At 67.6% G+C, this 15257-nt stretch carries 16 protein-coding genes; 15 read left to right on the top strand and 1 reads right to left on the bottom strand.

The window, feature by feature from the left end; genetic code table 11:
* The first annotated feature begins 232 nt into the window (after positions 1-232).
* The 11 genes from ACFQ9R_RS31245 to ACFQ9R_RS31195 all read left to right on the top strand — a co-directional run bounded on the left by ACFQ9R_RS31245 (position 233) and on the right by ACFQ9R_RS31195 (position 11913).
* Positions 233-1318, top strand: a complete 1086-nt coding sequence (locus ACFQ9R_RS31245; RefSeq protein WP_378995798.1) for a sugar ABC transporter substrate-binding protein — start codon at positions 233-235, stop codon at positions 1316-1318.
* Positions 1318-2082 (top strand): ATP-binding cassette domain-containing protein, encoded by a 765-nt coding sequence (locus tag ACFQ9R_RS31240; RefSeq protein ID WP_378995796.1) that lies wholly within the window; start codon positions 1318-1320, stop codon positions 2080-2082. Before ACFQ9R_RS31245 ends, ACFQ9R_RS31240 begins: the two co-directional genes overlap by 1 nt.
* A complete protein-coding gene (locus tag ACFQ9R_RS31235) occupies positions 2079-3320 on the top strand; it encodes a sugar ABC transporter permease (protein ID WP_378995794.1) in 1242 nt (413 codons plus the stop codon). The genes ACFQ9R_RS31240 and ACFQ9R_RS31235 overlap by 4 nt, the downstream gene beginning before the upstream one ends.
* Positions 3321-3345: 25 nt before the next feature.
* Positions 3346-4542: an ROK family protein gene (locus ACFQ9R_RS31230; RefSeq protein WP_378995792.1), complete on the top strand. Its 1197-nt coding sequence runs from the start codon at positions 3346-3348 to the stop codon at positions 4540-4542.
* A gap of 35 nt (positions 4543-4577) precedes the next feature.
* A complete protein-coding gene (locus ACFQ9R_RS31225; RefSeq protein WP_378995790.1) occupies positions 4578-5048 on the top strand; it encodes an SRPBCC domain-containing protein in 471 nt (156 codons plus the stop codon).
* Between the two features lie 85 nt (positions 5049-5133).
* A complete protein-coding gene (locus ACFQ9R_RS31220) occupies positions 5134-6225 on the top strand; it encodes an ABC transporter substrate-binding protein (RefSeq protein WP_378995788.1) in 1092 nt (363 codons plus the stop codon).
* The gene (locus ACFQ9R_RS31215; protein WP_378995786.1) at positions 6225-7085 is read left to right on the top strand and encodes an ABC transporter permease; all 861 of its coding nucleotides are present in this window, start codon (positions 6225-6227) and stop codon (positions 7083-7085) included. The genes ACFQ9R_RS31220 and ACFQ9R_RS31215 overlap by 1 nt, the downstream gene beginning before the upstream one ends.
* A complete protein-coding gene (locus ACFQ9R_RS31210; protein ID WP_378995784.1) occupies positions 7061-7825 on the top strand; it encodes an ABC transporter ATP-binding protein in 765 nt (254 codons plus the stop codon). Before ACFQ9R_RS31215 ends, ACFQ9R_RS31210 begins: the two co-directional genes overlap by 25 nt.
* Positions 7822-9171: an LLM class flavin-dependent oxidoreductase gene (locus ACFQ9R_RS31205; protein WP_378995781.1), complete on the top strand. Its 1350-nt coding sequence runs from the start codon at positions 7822-7824 to the stop codon at positions 9169-9171. The genes ACFQ9R_RS31210 and ACFQ9R_RS31205 overlap by 4 nt, the downstream gene beginning before the upstream one ends.
* A 49-nt stretch (positions 9172-9220) precedes the next feature.
* On the top strand, positions 9221-10444 hold the full coding sequence (locus ACFQ9R_RS31200) for an MFS transporter (protein WP_378995779.1): 1224 nt from the start codon (positions 9221-9223) through the stop codon (positions 10442-10444).
* 323 nt (positions 10445-10767) lie between these two features.
* The gene (locus tag ACFQ9R_RS31195; RefSeq protein WP_378995777.1) at positions 10768-11913 is read left to right on the top strand and encodes an alpha/beta fold hydrolase; all 1146 of its coding nucleotides are present in this window, start codon (positions 10768-10770) and stop codon (positions 11911-11913) included.
* On the opposite strand, the gene ACFQ9R_RS31190 is transcribed toward ACFQ9R_RS31195, so the two are convergent.
* Positions 11914-12498 carry a TetR/AcrR family transcriptional regulator C-terminal domain-containing protein gene (locus ACFQ9R_RS31190; RefSeq protein WP_364716719.1) on the bottom strand — a complete coding sequence of 195 codons (585 nt, stop codon included), beginning with the start codon at positions 12496-12498 and terminating at the stop codon, positions 11914-11916.
* 149 nt (positions 12499-12647) lie between these two features.
* Between ACFQ9R_RS31190 and bioB the strand changes: the two genes are divergently transcribed.
* The 4 genes from bioB to ACFQ9R_RS31170 all read left to right on the top strand — a co-directional run bounded on the left by bioB (position 12648) and on the right by ACFQ9R_RS31170 (position 15209).
* The gene (bioB, locus tag ACFQ9R_RS31185) at positions 12648-13661 is read left to right on the top strand and encodes a biotin synthase BioB (protein ID WP_378637307.1); all 1014 of its coding nucleotides are present in this window, start codon (positions 12648-12650) and stop codon (positions 13659-13661) included.
* Between the two features lie 84 nt (positions 13662-13745).
* Complete coding sequence (locus tag ACFQ9R_RS31180; protein ID WP_378637366.1) at positions 13746-13955, top strand: hypothetical protein; 210 nt, start codon at positions 13746-13748, stop codon at positions 13953-13955.
* Complete coding sequence (locus ACFQ9R_RS31175; protein WP_378995775.1) at positions 13955-14605, top strand: DUF2567 domain-containing protein; 651 nt, start codon at positions 13955-13957, stop codon at positions 14603-14605. The genes ACFQ9R_RS31180 and ACFQ9R_RS31175 overlap by 1 nt, the downstream gene beginning before the upstream one ends.
* A 70-nt stretch (positions 14606-14675) precedes the next feature.
* Positions 14676-15209, top strand: a complete 534-nt coding sequence (locus tag ACFQ9R_RS31170) for a DUF1353 domain-containing protein (protein WP_378995773.1) — start codon at positions 14676-14678, stop codon at positions 15207-15209.
* Positions 15210-15257 lie beyond the last annotated feature (48 nt).

Genomic DNA, 15257 nt, shown 5'->3' with positions numbered 1-15257 from the left:
GCCGATGGTACTGCACTCGACAGGGTGTGGGAGAGTAGGACACTGCCGGAACATCTTTGCGAAAGGCCCTCCAACTTCGGTTGGAGGGCCTTTTTTGCGTTCCCGGAAACCCTCGGGGACCACTATGTCCGATTCCTGTGTGGGCCAGGTCACCCTGGAGTATGTTGTCGAGAACAACATTCGCTCCAGCTCAACCGCCCACAGGCGGTGGTTCCACGAAAGGCCCACGCTCATGCGTCAGGGGATCTTCGGCATCGCGGCCGTCTCGATCGCACTTCTCACTTCGCTCACCGCCTGCGGCGACGACACTTCGAACTCCTCGGGAAGTGGCGGCGCCAAGATCGGCGTCATCCTGCCCGACAGCAAGACCTCGGCGCGGTGGGAGACGGCGGATCGCAAGTACCTCCAGCAGGCGTTCGACGCCGCGGGGATCAAGGCCGACATCCAGAATGCCCAGGGCGACAAGAACGCCTTCCAGACGATCGCCGATCAGATGATCACCAATGGCGCCTCGGTGCTGATGATCACCAACCTCGACAGCGGCACCGGCAAGGCCGTCATTCAGAAGGCAAAAGCGCAGGGCGTCACCGTGATCGACTACGACCGGCTGACTCTCGGCGGCGGTGCGCCGTATTACGTGTCGTTCGACAACGTGAAGGTCGGACAGCTCATGGGCGACGGCCTCGCGAAGTGCTTGGCCGACAAACAGGCGGCCAAGCCGGTGGTCGCCTACCTCAACGGCGGCCCGACCGACAACAACGCCGCCCTGTTCAAGAGCGGTTACGACGGCGCGCTGAAGCCGAAGTTCGACGCGGGCGAATATGTGAAGGGCCCCGATCAGGCTGTTCCGGAATGGGACAACACCAAGGCGGGCACCATCTTCGAACAGATGCTCACCGGCACGCCGAACCTCGGCGGCACCGTCGCGGCCAACGACGGGCTGGCCAACGCGGCCATCGCGGTGCTGAAGAAGCAGAAGCTGAACGGGCAGATCCCGGTGACAGGTCAGGACGCCACGGTCCAGGGTCTGCAGAACGTCCTGGCCGGTGATCAGTGCATGACCGTGTACAAGGCGATCAAGCTCGAGGCCGCCGCCGGCGCGAAGCTGGCGATCGCGCTGGCCAACGGGGAGAAGGGCGAGGCGCCGAGCACTGTCGACGATCCCGAGGCGAAGTCGAAGGTGCCCGCGGTGCTGCTCGAGCCGAAGGCGATCTTCAAGAACAACGTGAACGACGTCGTGGCGGACGGCTTCGTCGACAAGGCCGAGCTGTGCACCGGTGAGTTCACCAAGCTCTGCGCGGACAACGGCGTCCGCTGATGACCGACACCCCGCTCATCGAATTGCGCGGATTAGAGAAGAGTTTCGGCCCGGTCCATGTCCTGCACGATATCGACTTCTCCGCCTACCGCGGTGAGGTGACGGCCCTCGTCGGCGATAACGGCGCAGGAAAGTCGACCCTGGTCAAATGCATCGGCGGCACCCATGCGATCGATGCGGGCGAAGTGCTGTTCGACGGTGAGCCGGTGCAGATCGGCAATCCGCGAGACGCGGCCGAACTGGGGATCGAGATCGTCTACCAGGATCTCGCGCTCTGCGACAACCTCGACATCGTGCAGAACATGTTCCTCGGCCGGGAGAAGAAGCACGGCCTCGTGCTCGACGAATACGGCATGGAGGAGCTCGCGGGTGCGACCCTGGCCGGGCTGTCGGTGCGCACGGTGAAGTCCGTGCGTCAGAAGGTGGCCAGCCTGTCCGGCGGACAACGCCAGACCGTCGCCATCGCCAAGGCCGTGCTGTGGAACAGCAAGGTGGTGATTCTGGACGAGCCGACCGCGGCGCTCGGCGTCGCCCAGACTCAGCAGGTTCTCGAACTGGTACGCCGCCTGGCCGACAAAGGTCTTGCGGTGGTGCTGATCTCGCACAACATGAACGACGTCTTCGCGGTGTCGGATCGGATCGCGGCGCTGTACCTGGGCCGGATGGCCGCACAGGTACGGACCGCCGACGTGACGCATTCGCAGGTCGTCGAACTGATCACCTCCGGCCGCAGCGGGAGTCTCGGAATCGGAGTGCAGGCATGAGCGCGGTTGTCACGGACAAGGCCGCCGAGCCCGCCGCACCGGTGACCGAATTGGTCAGCGGCTATGTCGCGCGGATTCGTGGCGGCAACATGGGCGCCTTGCCCTCGGTTATCGCGCTGGTGGTGCTGTCGGTCGTGTTCTGGATCGCGCGGCCGGTGTTCATGACCCAGGGCAATATCGCGAACCTGCTCACCCAGGGCGCCGCCATCGCGGTGATAGCCATGGGTTTGATCTTCGTGCTGCTGCTCGGGGAGATCGATCTGTCGGCCGGCTTCACCAGCGGTGTGTGTGCCGCGGTGCTCGCGGTCCTGCTCACCGACAAGGGCTGGCCCTGGTACGCGGCGGTGCTCGTCTCGTTGCTCACCGGTGTGGTGATCGGGCTGACCATCGGTGCGATCGTGGTGAAGATCGGGGTGCCGTCGTTCGTCGTGACGCTGGCCGCGTTCCTGGCGCTGCAGGGCGTGGCACTGAAGATCATGGACAACGGCCGCAACATCTCCATCCACGACGAGACGATCCTGGCGATCGCCAACAAGAATGTGCCGCCGCTGCTGGGCTGGGTCATGTACCTGGTGCTGGTGGGTGGGTTCTCGTTGGTGCAGTACCGAAAGTTGCGAGCGCGCACCACGCTGGGGCTGACCGGCGAGACGGCACCGGTGGTCGCGTTGCGGATCGCCACGGTCGCGGTGGTCGCGGGGATAGCGGTGCTGGTGCTCAACGACGAGCGCAGTCGCAATCCGGAGGTCAACTCGCTGCAGGGCATGCCGATCGTGGTGCCGATCATCATCGCGTTGTTGCTGCTGTGGACCTTCGTGCTCAATCGCACCTCGTTCGGCAGGCATGTCTACGCGGTCGGCGGCAGCGTGGAAGCGGCTCGGCGCGCGGGCATTCCGGTCGACCGGATCAAGATCAGCGCCTTCGTGCTGTGCTCGACGATGGCCGCCGTCGGCGGATTGATCGCGGCCTCGCGGGCCAACTCGGTCGATCCGAACACCGGCGGTTCCGATGTTCTGCTCACCGCCGTCGGTGCGGCGGTGATCGGTGGGACCAGTCTGTTCGGTGGTCGTGGCCGGATGCTCGATGCGGTACTCGGTGCCGCGGTGGTCGCGGTGATCAACAACGGGATGGGCCTGATGGGCTACAGCGCGGGCACGAAATTCGTTGTGACAGGATTTGTCCTGCTGCTCGCGGCGGGGGTGGACGCGCTGTCGCGCAAGCGTTCGCTGCCAGGAAGTTGACCATCGACCGGGAAGGCTGGGCCGGATGAGGGCTGCACCCGCCCCGGACGAGATCCGAACACGTAACCTCGCCGTGCTGTTGCGCCACGTCCATCTGAGCGGGCCGGTCTCGCGGGCGGAGCTGGCCGAGCGAATGGGCCTGAACCGCAGCACAATTCTGGCGCTGACCACCGATCTGGCCGCTGCCGGGCTGGTGAGTGAGCAACTGCCACGCCAGACCGGGAAGGCCGGTCGGCCGTCGCTGGTGGTGCGGCCGGAGTCGGAGCGGGTATTCGTGCTCGCGCTGGACGTCGGCGCGGACCGGCTCGCGGTAGCGCGGGTCGGTCTGGGCGGTGTGATTCTCGACCGGCGTGAAACGCCGCGTGAGAGTGCGGCTTTCGATCCCGACGAAGTGATCGAATCCCTGGCGGTGCTGGCCGAGACGATGATCGACACCGCAGGACGCGACAGTGTCTGCGTGGGTGTGGGTCTCGCGTTCTGCGGGATGGTTCGGCAGGGCGACGGTGTGGTGCGGTACGGGCCGAACATCGGCTGGGTGGATGTGCCGGTGGGCGCGAAACTGTCCGAGCGGCTCGGTGTTCGGGTCGTGGTCGGCAACAACGCGAATCTGGGAGCGCTCGCCGAGCGTGAGCGGGGTGTCGGTGCGGGGGTGTCGGAACTGATCTACCTGCACGGTGAGGTCGGCATCGGTGGTGGCGTCATCATGGGTGGTGAGTTGCTCGGTGGTGAGGGCGGCTACGGCGGCGAGGTCGGGCACATGATCGTCAACCCCGGCGGGCGGACGTGCCGGTGTGGTTCACGTGGCTGCCTGGAGGCCGAATCGGGGGAGCTGGCGTTGATCGCGCTGGCGGGGCGGGCCGACCTCACCGGCCGGGCAGCGGTCGAGGCGATCGTCGACGCGGCGGCTCGCGGTGACGCGGTCGCCCGCGACGCATTGCACCAGGTCGGGGACTGGCTCGGCTACGGGGTGGCCAATCTCGTCAATATCTTCAACCCGACGATGGTCGTGTTCGGTGGTGTCCTGCGCGAGATCTACCTCGCCTCGGCCGCGCAGGTCCGCAGCCGGTTGGCGGAGAACGGACTACTGGCCGTGCGCGAACGTGTTCGTCTGCGGACCTCCGCGCTGGCCGACGACGCGCCGCTGATCGGGGCCGCGGAACTGGCGTTCGCCGACGTGCTGACCGACCCACTCCAGACACTGGCGCGTAGCTCCGGCAGGTGATCGATCGGCGCCGGTCTCGCGACTATCGTGAAGGAATGGCGACCACAAGGATCGGCACGCAGATCAATGCGCCGCGCTCGACCGTCTACCGCCTGATGTTGGACGCCGACGCGGTCGCGGCCTGGATGCCCCCGCCCGGGATAACGGCCGAAGTGCATCGGTTCGAGCCGAAAGAGGGCGGATCGTTCTCGATCACCCTCACCTATGACGAGCCGACGGCCACGGGTGAGACGCGGCCGCCGCACCGCGACGCCTGTTTCGGGACGTTCCGCACGCTGGTACCGGATGAGCAGATCATCGAGGTGCTGGAATTCGTCACCGAGATCCCGGACATGACCGGTGCGCAAACCGTGACGTTCACCCTGACCGACGCCGACGGCGGCACCTACCTCGACACGGTGCACGAGGGGGTTCCGCCGGGGCTGAGCTCCGCCGACAACGAGAGGACCTGGCACCAGTCGTTGGCGAAACTGACCGCGCTGGCCGAGCGGGAATCGCGCGACTGACCGCAGACCCACGCGGAGTCGTGCCCTTCAAATCATAGAAACGCTAATGGTGTTCGGGGGCGATCGTGGTTGCTTGAATTCGTCTATGTACCGACCGAACACCTCTCGACCCGGCCTGCGTGGCCGCGCCACCGCCGCACTCCTCGCGATGGCAACCGTTGCGACGCTCGGCCTGACCGGCTGCGCGCAAGGCAACAACACACCGGTCGGCACCCCCGACGCGCCACTGCCCACCGAGGTTCCACCGGGGACCACGCTCGTCGTCGCCGATCAGTCGGAACGTCTGCAATCGGCGCTGCGGCTGTCCGGTGAGCTGGACAAGCTGCCGTTCAAGATCGAGTTCGCGAACTTCGTCGGCGGCCCGGCCATTCTCGAGGCGTTCCGGGCAGGCGCGGCCGACGTCGGTCAGGTCGGCGATGTGCCGCCGATCCACGCACTGGCCGCCGGCCAGGACGTCCCGATCATCGGCTCCTATCAGACCAACCCTCAGGCGCTGAAACTCGCTGTCGCGCCGGGCCGTTCGATCAGCAAGCTCGCGGATCTGAAGGGCAAGAAGATCGCCTACGCCGAGGGCACCGCCCAGCAGGCGGCGGTGCTGAAGGCGCTTACCAAGGCGGGTCTGAAGCCCACCGATGTGGAGCTGGTCCGGCTGCAGCTGGCCGAGTTCCCTGACGCGGTCCGCACCGCTCAGGTCGACGTCGCGCCGCTGATCGAACCCAACGTGACCCGGTTCCTCCGCACCGAGGGCGCCTCGCTGATCCCGGACTCGGAGACCACGGGCATCTACAGCGGCCTCGCCTACCTGTACGCGCGCCGGGCGGTGGTCCAGGATCCGGCGAAGGCCGCCGCGACCCGTGCTCTGGTCGGCGCGTTCGTGCGGGCCTGGCAGTGGACCAACGCCCACCGCGAGGAATGGGCCACCCGCTACTACGTCGGAAGCCAGAAGGTCAGCGCCGACGATGCCAAGCGGATCGTCGAATCGCTGGGCACCTACACCTTCCCGCACTTGGACCAGCAGTTGATCGCTCGGCAGCAGACCACCGTCGACGCGATCGACGCCGTGGGCGAGCTGCCCAAGAAGATCAAGGCCGTCGACGGTTTCGACCTGCGCTTCGACGCCGCGGTCACCGAGGCGGTCACTGCCAGCGGAGCCGCGTTCGCACCGGCGGTGAGCTGATGGCCACCATCGATGCCGGGGCGCTGCGCAAGCTCAGGACCAGCACGGCCCCGGTCGAGGCACTCGCCCCACGCCGGCGAGGCCGGCGCAGACTGGGACCCGGCAAGCCGATCCCGTTCGGCTTCGCCCTCGGTCCGGTTCTGCTCATCGGTACCTGGGTTATCGGCTCCGCGATCGGGGCCATCGACCCGGAGACCCTGCCCGCGCCGTGGACCGTCGCGCAGACCGCGGGCGAGCTGATCGCCGACGGACGATTGCAGTCCAATCTGCTGACCTCGCTGCAGCGCGCCGTGATCGGCCTTGTTCTCGGTGTGGCGATCGGCGTGGTACTCGCGCTGGTCGCGGGGCTGAGCCGGATCGGTGAGGCGGTGGTCGACGGTCCCGTGCAGATCAAGCGGGCGATCCCGACGCTGGCACTGATCCCGCTGTTCATCGTCTGGTTCGGGATCGGCGAGCAGATGAAGCTGATCGTGATCACCACCAGCGTGCTCATTCCGATCTACATCAATACCCACGCCTACCTGCGCAGTGTCGACGCGCGCTATGTGGAACTGGCCGAGACGGTCGGGCTGTCGCGGTGGGGCTTCCTGCGTCGCATCGCGTTGCCGGGCTCGTTGCCGGGCTTCTTCCTCGGACTGCGGCTGGCGGTGACCATTTCCTGGTTGGCGCTGGTGGTGGTCGAACAGGTCAACGCGACCAGCGGCATCGGCTACCTGATGACCCAGGCGCGCACCTACGGCCAGATCGACGTGATCGTCGTCGGTCTGGTGATCTACGGGCTGCTCGGACTGTTCGGTGATCTCGCCGTGCGGGCAACGGAACGAAAGGTGCTGGCATGGCGACAGACACTGGGCGACTGAGCTCCGACGAGCGGGTCGTCGTACGCACCCGCGCCCTGACCCGCGGCTTCGGCGAGCGAATCGTCTTGAACGGCATCGACATCGAGATCCGGCGTGGCGAGTTCGTCGCGCTGCTCGGGCGCAGTGGTTCCGGCAAGAGCACGCTGCTGCGGGCACTGGCCGAACTCGATTCCGACGTGCCCGGATCCGGCGACCTGACGGTGCCGACGCAGCGCGCGGTGGTGTTCCAGGATTCGCGGCTGCTGCCATGGGCGCGGGTACTCGACAATGTGGTGCTCGGGCTGACCGGCCGCGACGCGCAGCAACGCGGGCGCTCCGCACTGGCCGAGGTGGGGTTGGCTGGGCGGGAAAAGGCTTGGCCACGTGAGCTTTCCGGCGGTGAACAGCAGCGGGTGGCGTTGGCCAGGTCGCTGGTGCGCGAGCCTGAACTGCTCCTGGCCGACGAACCGTTCGGCGCGCTCGACGCGCTGACCCGGATTCGGATGCACGCCCTGTTGCAGGCGCTGTGCGAGCGGCACCGGCCCGCCGTGCTGCTGGTGACCCACGATGTGGACGAGGCCGTGCTGCTCGCCGATCGGGTGCTGGTCCTCGACGAGGGCCGGATCACGATCGACCAACGCATCGAGACCCCGCGCCCGCGCAGACACGCGCACCCGGAGTTCGTCCGGCTGCGCGAGGTGCTGCTGACCGGGCTCGGCGTCGACACAACAGATTCAGAGAAAGTGAAACAGGCCTCATGAGTGCACCGCGTCAACTGAGTCTGAACGCGTTCATCTACCCGTCCGGGCATCATGAGGCCGCCTGGCGGCATCCCGACAGCAGGCCCGACCGCATCTACGACGTCTCCTACTACCAGGAGATCGGGCGCACCGCGGAGGCGGCGAAGCTCGATGCGGTGTTCTTCGCCGACGGTCCCGCCCTGCGCACCGATGTTCGTCACAATGCCGCGCCCGGCTTGGAGCCGATCACGCTGCTCACCGCGATCGCCGCGGCGACAACACATCTCGGTCTGATCGCCACCGCGTCGACCACCTACTACGAGCCCTACAACCTGGCGCGGCTGTTCTCCTCGCTCGACCACATCTCCGGTGGACGCGCGGGCTGGAACATCGTCACCACCGGCACCGATCTGGCCGCGGCCAACTTCGGGCTCGAACGCCACCCGGACCACGCCGAACGCTATGCCCGCGCACGGGAATTCGTCGACGCGGTGGTCGGGCTGTGGGACAGCTGGGAGGACGACGCGATCGTGCTCGACCGCGCCGCCGGTGTGTACGCCGATCCGGACAAGATCCATCCGATCGATTTTGTCGGCGAACATCTCAGTGTGCGTGGACCGTTCAACTCCGCGCGGACACCGCAGGGCCGTCCGGTGCTGGTGCAGGCGGGCGCTTCGAACGAGGGGCGCGCTTTCGCCGGCAAGTACGCGGAGGCGATCTTCACCGCGCATCAACGGCTTTCGGATGCGCAATCCTTCTACGCCGACATCAAGTCCAAGGCCACCGAGTTCGGGCGCACCGCCGACGAGGTGAAGATCCTGCCGGGCATCAGCCCGTTCATCGCCGACACCGAGGCCGCCGCGCTGCGTTTGGAACGTGAGTTCAACGAGCTGACGGTGCCCGAATACGGGCTCAAGCAGCTGGAATCGATCACCGGCACCTCGCTGCGGACCCTCGAGCTCGACGAGCTGGTGCCCGTGGAAGTGTTCGCGGGGGCGGGCGATGTCACCGACAACGCGCGCAGCAGATTGCAGGTGGTGGCGGGGATCGTCGAGCGGGAACGACCGACTTTGCGTGGGCTGCTGCACCGGCTGGCCGGCGCGCGCGGGCACCGGGTGTTCGCGGGAACGCCCGAGCAAGTGGCCGACACCATCGAAGAGTGGTTCACCCAGGGCGCGGCGGACGGCTTCAACGTGATGCCGCCGTACTACCCCGGTGGGCTCGAGGTATTCGCCGAAACGGTGGTGCCGATCCTGCAGGAGCGCGGGCTGTTCCGCACCGAATACACCGGGACCACGTTGCGCGACCACTTCGGGCTCGCGCGCCCGGAAAGCAAGTTCGCCCGCAGTGCCGCACTAGCCGGATGACGGCGGGCTGTAATAGCCGGCCCGGCGCCCGCCGGTCGGTGGTGGCGCCGTGACTCAGCTGCGATCCATGGCGCTGGCGGTGTTCGTTCCGTCCGCCATCTACGGAATCGGTTCGGGCGCCGCGGCTCCCATGCTGCCGCTGCACGCACTCGAACTCGGCGCGTCGGTCGGCACCGCGGGCGTGGTCGTCGCCATGATGGGCTTCGGGCTCATTCTCGGCGATCTGCCCGCGGGCTGGCTGGTGGCGCGCACGGGGGAGCGCAAGGCGATCGCGCTCGGTTCCTTCACCTGCGCGCTGGGCCTGCTCGTGGCCATCCTCGCGCCGAACATCGCCGTGTTCGCCCTCGGGCTGCTGATCAACGGCGCCTCGGGGGCGGTGTGGGGGCTGGCCAGACAGACCTACATCGTGGCCGTGGTGCCGAGTGCCGATCGGGGACGGGCCTTTTCGGCGCTGGCCGGGTGGATGCGGTTCGGGTTCTTCGCCGGGCCCTTCCTCGGCGCGGGCGCAGTGCACTGGCTCGGCCCGGTCGGCGGGCTGTGGATCCAGCTCGTCGCCATGCTCGTCGCGGGTGCGCTGGTGTTCGCCATGCCCGAGACCGAAGGTTCGCCGACAGTGGTGAGCGACAACACGATTCGCTCCGTGGTGGTCGAACATCGCAGGCTGCTCAGCACGCTCGGACTCGGCGCCCTGCTGATGGGAGCGGCACGGGCGGCCCGGCAATCGCTGCTGCCGTTGTGGGCGGTGCACATCGGCGCCGACGCGGCGACCACCAGCATCGTGTTCGGTATCGCGGGCGCGGTGGACGTGCTGATGTCGTATCCGGCCGGAATCTGGCTGGATCGATACGGCCGCAAGGCGATCGGCGTTCCCGCGATGATCGCCTTCGCGGCGGGATATGCCGCGCTGCCGTTCGCGGGGTCGGTGGTCGGGCTGACCGCTGTCGCCGTGCTGCTCGGCTTCGCCAACGGGTTGAGCAACGGCGTGATCATGACCGTCGGCGCCGATGTGGCGCCGCCCGGTCAGCGCGCGGAGTTCCTCGGTGCCTGGCGGCTCACCCACGACATCGGGATGTTCGCGGGCCCGATCGCGGTCGGCGCCATCAGCGCGGTGACGGTGCTGGGCGCGGCGGCGGGAGCGCTCGCGGTGGCGGGGCTCGGCGGAGCGGCCGCGATGTATCGCTGGTTCCCCGGACGCCCGGTCGTCGCGGTGGCGGTGCCGAGGAAGCCTGCCGCGAGTCCGAACGAAACCAGGGAATCGGTGGAGAGCAGTTGACGATGCCGCCGGCGGTAACAGGAAAGCCCAGGGCCAGGCGGGGTCGCGTCCGGTGAGGCCGAGGATGCGGTCGATCAGCGGGGCGGTGGCCGCGACAAGTACCTCGGGGCCGGTAGATACCCATCTCACGGCCCCGATCGGCGGTGTCGTCGTAGGTGTCGCGCAGCAGGTCGTCGTCCCAGTGGGGCGTGCTGCCGCTCGCGCGAGCGAGGTCCCAGCCGTGGACGTCCGGGCGTCGGTAGTGCACCGAGGTGGCCACTGCGGCGCGGTGCTCGCGACGGCGACCGGGAGCGTTCGGATTCGACCGCCCCTACAGTGGAAGTATGTCGTCATTCGATCGGCATCCGTCCACCGTCGCGGACTTCGACGATGCGCGTCGGCGGGATCGGTTGCGTGAAACCAGGCTGGGACACGGGTGGCGCGGTTGGCGCCGGACCAGGCTGGCGGTGCTGCGAAGTCTCGGGGTGCTGCTGGTCGCGATGATCGTGTTCGGGCAGTACTGGGTGCACGATGTGGCGCCCGAACGCGATCGGCTGGCACAGACCACGCCGGAGTTGCTGCCCGCGAATCTGCCTGCGGACGCGCGGGATTGGGATACCGCGGTCGTCGATATGGTGGGGCTCGGGGGAGTCAACGCGGCACCGACCGCCAAGGCACTGCCCGCGCTCAGTCGCCTCGGGGTGGTGTGGGCGGTGCGCTACGACAACGCGGGTATCGACACCAAGGTGATCGCCGAGATGATCGTGCGGGCCGCGCGGTACGGCAATGTGCGCAATATCGTGCTGGTCGGTCACAGCATGGGCGGGATCATCGCACTCGAGGTGGCGCGCCATATCCACCTGGGCAGCGACCGGCGATTGGTGGCCGTCGTGCTGGACTGCACGCCGATGGATCTGGACGCGGTCCGCCCGGAGAGTCGCAGTCGCGGTGCCGATCTGGTGCGGTGGGTGGGCTGGTTGCCCGGGGCGAGGGAGAGCAGGCTCCTGCGCTTCGTGGTCGAGATGTCGGCTCGGCGTGAACGTTTCGCGCAGCGGGACGGACTGTTCTTCGATATCGACTTCCGCGCCATGGGTCAGGCGGCCTCGGAGGTATTGCGCGACAAGATCTTCTCTCGTGATGCCGCCAGCAACGGGTTGATCGAGGCGCAGTTCCTGGCGATCGTGGCCGGCGGCGGCACGGCGGATCTGCGGGCGCTCGGCAAACCGAATCCGGACAAGCGAAACCCGGCGATCGTGTTCATCCGGCCCCGCGAGGCGTCGCGCGATGACGTGGTGGACGTGGAGTATTCGCACAGGGTGCTGATCGAACAGTCCGGCGGCGTCAACGGCACCCTGTCGGTGGTGCGGCCGACTCGGACCGAACACGCGAATCCGATTCAGCGACCCGATGAATACAACGAGGTCATCGAAACGCAGGTACTGCCGTTCGTGCGGCGCTACCAGGAAGCCAATCGCAACGACCCGCCCTGATCAGCGCACCCGGGTCCCGAGGATGGTGCGCACGCCCGCGATGAACAGCTGCAAGCCGAAGTCGAATCGAGCGGTGGGATCGGGCGTGTCGAGCAAGGGGGTGTTGTCCTCGGGCAGCGCGCCGACGGAATCCATCTGCATGCGCGACTGCTCGTCGACGGTCTGGCCGAGCACGTAGTAGAGCAGAGTGTAGGCCGTGAGATCGGCTTCCTCCCTGGTCATTCCGGCCCGGATGACAATGCCCGCCAGGCGTTCACGCGCCTTGCTCGTGGTCAGACGCGAGGCGTAGGTGGCCGAAACCAGTTCGGCGCCGTCGCGATAGGCGAGCAGGCAGTCGCGCAGTCGGTGGGCGAGTTCGGTGAGCTGCGCGGGCCATTCGGTGGCCGTGATCGGCTCGTCCATCGGAGCGAGAATCCGGTCGGCCACCGCGCCGAGCAGGGACTGCTTGTCCTTGACGTGCCAGTACAGCGCCCCCGGCTGCACCTGCAGCGAGCCCGCGAGCCGGCGCATCGTCAGGTCGGCGAGCCCGTACTGATCGAGAATCGCGACGGCGGCATCGACCACATCCGTCTTCCGCAGTTGCACGCGCGTCCTTCCGACGATTTTGCGACCCGAGTGTCGTGACTCACTCGTAGCCGCTACCCTATCCTGAACACCGTTCAAGTTGCACAGCCACGCCGGGTGGATCACACCCACGGCTCGTGCGCACACCCCCGTCGAAGGGACAACACGTCGTGACGCAGGCACCCGTCCAGACCGATATTCTGGCCATCGCCCGTGAGCAGGTGCTCGAGCGCGGCGAGGGCCTCACCGAGCAGCAGGCCGTCGAGGTGCTGCGCCTGGGTGACGAACACCTGGAAGCGCTGCTCGAGCTCGCCCACGACGTGCGGATGAAGTGGTGTGGCCCCGAGGTCGAGGTCGAGGGCATCATCAGCCTCAAGACCGGCGGCTGCCCCGAGGACTGCCACTTCTGCTCGCAGTCGGGCCTGTTCCAGTCGCCCGTGCGCGCGGCCTGGCTCGACATTCCCAGCCTGGTCGAGGCGGCCAAGCAGACCGCCAAGACCGGCGCCACCGAGTTCTGCATCGTCGCCGCGGTGCGCGGCCCCGACGAGCGCCTGATGGCGCAGGTCGCCGCCGGTGTGGAGGCCATCCGCAACGAGGTGGACATCCAGGTCGCGTGCTCGCTGGGCATGCTCAACCAGGAGCAGGTCGACCAGCTCGCCGCGATGGGCGTGCACCGCTACAACCACAACCTCGAGACCGCCAAGTCGCACTTCCCCAAGGTGGTCACCACCCACTCCTACGAGGAGCGCTTCGAAACCCTGCGGATGGTGCGCGAAGCGGGCATGGAGGTGTGCTGCGGCGGCATCCTCGGCATGGGCGAGACCATCGAGCAGCGCGCCGAGTTCGCCGCGCAGCTGGCGTCGCTGAACCCCGACGAGGTCCCGTTGAACTTCCTCAACCCGCGTCCCGGCACCCCGTTCGGTGACCTGGAGGTGCTGCCCGCCGCCGACGCGCTGCGCGCGATCGCCACGTTCCGGCTCGCGATGCCGCGCACCATCCTGCGTTTCGCCGGTGGTCGCGAGATCACCCTCGGCGACCTGGGCGCCAAGCAGGGCATGCTCGGCGGCATCAACGCCGTCATCGTCGGCAACTACCTCACCACCCTCGGCCGTCCCGCCGAGTCCGACCTCGATCTGCTCGGTGAGCTGAGCATGCCGATCAAGGCGCTCAACGAAACCCTGTAAAACGCTGTGTACGATCGAGTATCGACCCAGGTCGGCAGGGATGACGCGACCGTCGAGTCACACTTCACGGAGGCGGTAACCGCATTGGACGAGCGCTACAACCCGTTCACCGGCAAGCGGATCGTGGCCGGGATCGACGATGTCACGCCCGCGTCGGCGACGCTCGGTCTCGAACCACCGCGATTCTGCGAGCAGTGTGGACGCCGGATGATCGTGCAGATCAGCCCGGATGGCTGGTGGGCCAAGTGCTCACGGCACGGCGTCATCGAATCGGCACAGTTGGAACGCCGGTAGTGCTCGGTCGCGGAGAGCGCCCCGAGGTGTTGCGGCGCGAGATCGTCGGCGTCGGCATCGTCATGGCCGTGGTGCTGGTGGCGAGTGCGGCGGCCGGGGTGGTGTGGGGTCTGCTCGCACCGACCGAGCGGTTGCGGGTGACTCAGCCGGGGCGCGCCGCGGTGCTCACCGGCGAGAGTCTGCACCTGTTCGACGCGGTCGCGATGTTCCTGTGCTTCGGTGCGGTGGTCGCGGTGCTGAGTGCGGTCGGGGCGTGGCGGGTGCGGACCACGCGCGGGCCCGCGCTCGTGCTCGGCATGCTGCTCGCCTCGGGGCTGGGCGCTGTGCTGATGATGTGGATCGGGGAATGGGTTGCGGGCGTGCGTCATCCGCGTCCCGGCGATCCGGCGATCGGCCAGATCGTCGCGCTGCCGGCGGAAGTCGGGACCGATCTCGCACTGCTGATCCAGCCGTTCCTGGCCGCCCTGGTGTTGTTGTTCCTCGCCGCGTTGCACCCGGCCGTCGATCTCCATTCCGGCGCGGCCGGGCTGCTCGGCGACTTGCGTCCGGCCGATTTCGGCGACGAGTCCGACGACTACCGCCTGCCCTACGGTGCCGAACAGTATCGGCCGAGCGGCGATTTCGATCCGAGTTCGCAACCACGCGGCTGAGCGGCCATCAAGCGATACCATTTTCGCATAACAGCAGGTAGATACCGGCTGTCGTGTGAGAGGAACGGTCGTGGGATTCATCGGTGGTGGTCCGGTTGTCGAGGAACTGGACGCGAAATTCTGGCGGCTCACCGAACCGCTCACCTACCAGGCCGCGGTCGAAACCTTCACGGTGCCTACCGGATTCCGCACCGACTTCGCCTCGGTGCCGCGCGCGCTGGTCTGGCTGATCCCGCGCTACGGTGTCTACACCAGAGCCGCGATCCTGCACGACTACCTGTGCCGCACAGGCGAAGTCGGCCCCGCCGACGCCGACGGAATATTCCGGCGCAGCCTGCGCGAGGCCGGGGTTTCGGTACCGCGACGCTGGATGATGTGGACGGCGGTCCGCCTCGGCAGCCGGCTTCGTGGGGCGCGTGCGGTCGATGTGCTCGGGTGGTCGCTGATCGCGGTGCCTTCCGTGGTCTTTCTCGTGATCCCGGTGCTGGTGGTCACCGCGGCGCTACTGGTGTTCTGGGTGGTCGAGCTCGGGTTCTGGGCAGTGGGGCGGATCACCCGCCACACTGCGGCGCCGCCGCCGCAACCGCAGATGAAGACCGCCTGATCGCGCATCTCACCCGGAATGGGGGAGGTGGCGGCGCCTTCGCGTGGT

The sequence above is a fragment of the Nocardia sp. NPDC056541 genome, assembly GCF_042794235.1.
In the GTDB taxonomy this organism is placed as follows: domain Bacteria; phylum Actinomycetota; class Actinomycetes; order Mycobacteriales; family Mycobacteriaceae; genus Nocardia.
Note: the sequence above shows the minus strand (reverse complement) of the source record. Positions and strands in the feature narration are given on the sequence as shown.

What these genes read in the sequence shown, in the direction of transcription:
- ACFQ9R_RS31210 (WP_378995784.1), top strand. Translation starts at nt 7,061, where the DNA reads ATGGCGACAGACACTGGGCGACTGAGCTCCGACGAGCGGGTCGTCGTA.
- ACFQ9R_RS31195 (WP_378995777.1), top strand. Translation starts at nt 10,768, where the DNA reads ATGTCGTCATTCGATCGGCATCCGTCCACCGTCGCGGACTTCGACGAT.
- ACFQ9R_RS31225 (WP_378995790.1), top strand. Translation starts at nt 4,578, where the DNA reads ATGGCGACCACAAGGATCGGCACGCAGATCAATGCGCCGCGCTCGACC.
- ACFQ9R_RS31205 (WP_378995781.1), top strand. Translation starts at nt 7,822, where the DNA reads ATGAGTGCACCGCGTCAACTGAGTCTGAACGCGTTCATCTACCCGTCC.
- ACFQ9R_RS31240 (WP_378995796.1), top strand. Translation starts at nt 1,318, where the DNA reads ATGACCGACACCCCGCTCATCGAATTGCGCGGATTAGAGAAGAGTTTC.
- ACFQ9R_RS31245 (WP_378995798.1), top strand. Translation starts at nt 233, where the DNA reads ATGCGTCAGGGGATCTTCGGCATCGCGGCCGTCTCGATCGCACTTCTC.
- ACFQ9R_RS31235 (WP_378995794.1), top strand. Translation starts at nt 2,079, where the DNA reads ATGAGCGCGGTTGTCACGGACAAGGCCGCCGAGCCCGCCGCACCGGTG.
- ACFQ9R_RS31220 (WP_378995788.1), top strand. Translation starts at nt 5,134, where the DNA reads ATGTACCGACCGAACACCTCTCGACCCGGCCTGCGTGGCCGCGCCACC.
- ACFQ9R_RS31215 (WP_378995786.1), top strand. Translation starts at nt 6,225, where the DNA reads ATGGCCACCATCGATGCCGGGGCGCTGCGCAAGCTCAGGACCAGCACG.
- ACFQ9R_RS31230 (WP_378995792.1), top strand. Translation starts at nt 3,346, where the DNA reads ATGAGGGCTGCACCCGCCCCGGACGAGATCCGAACACGTAACCTCGCC.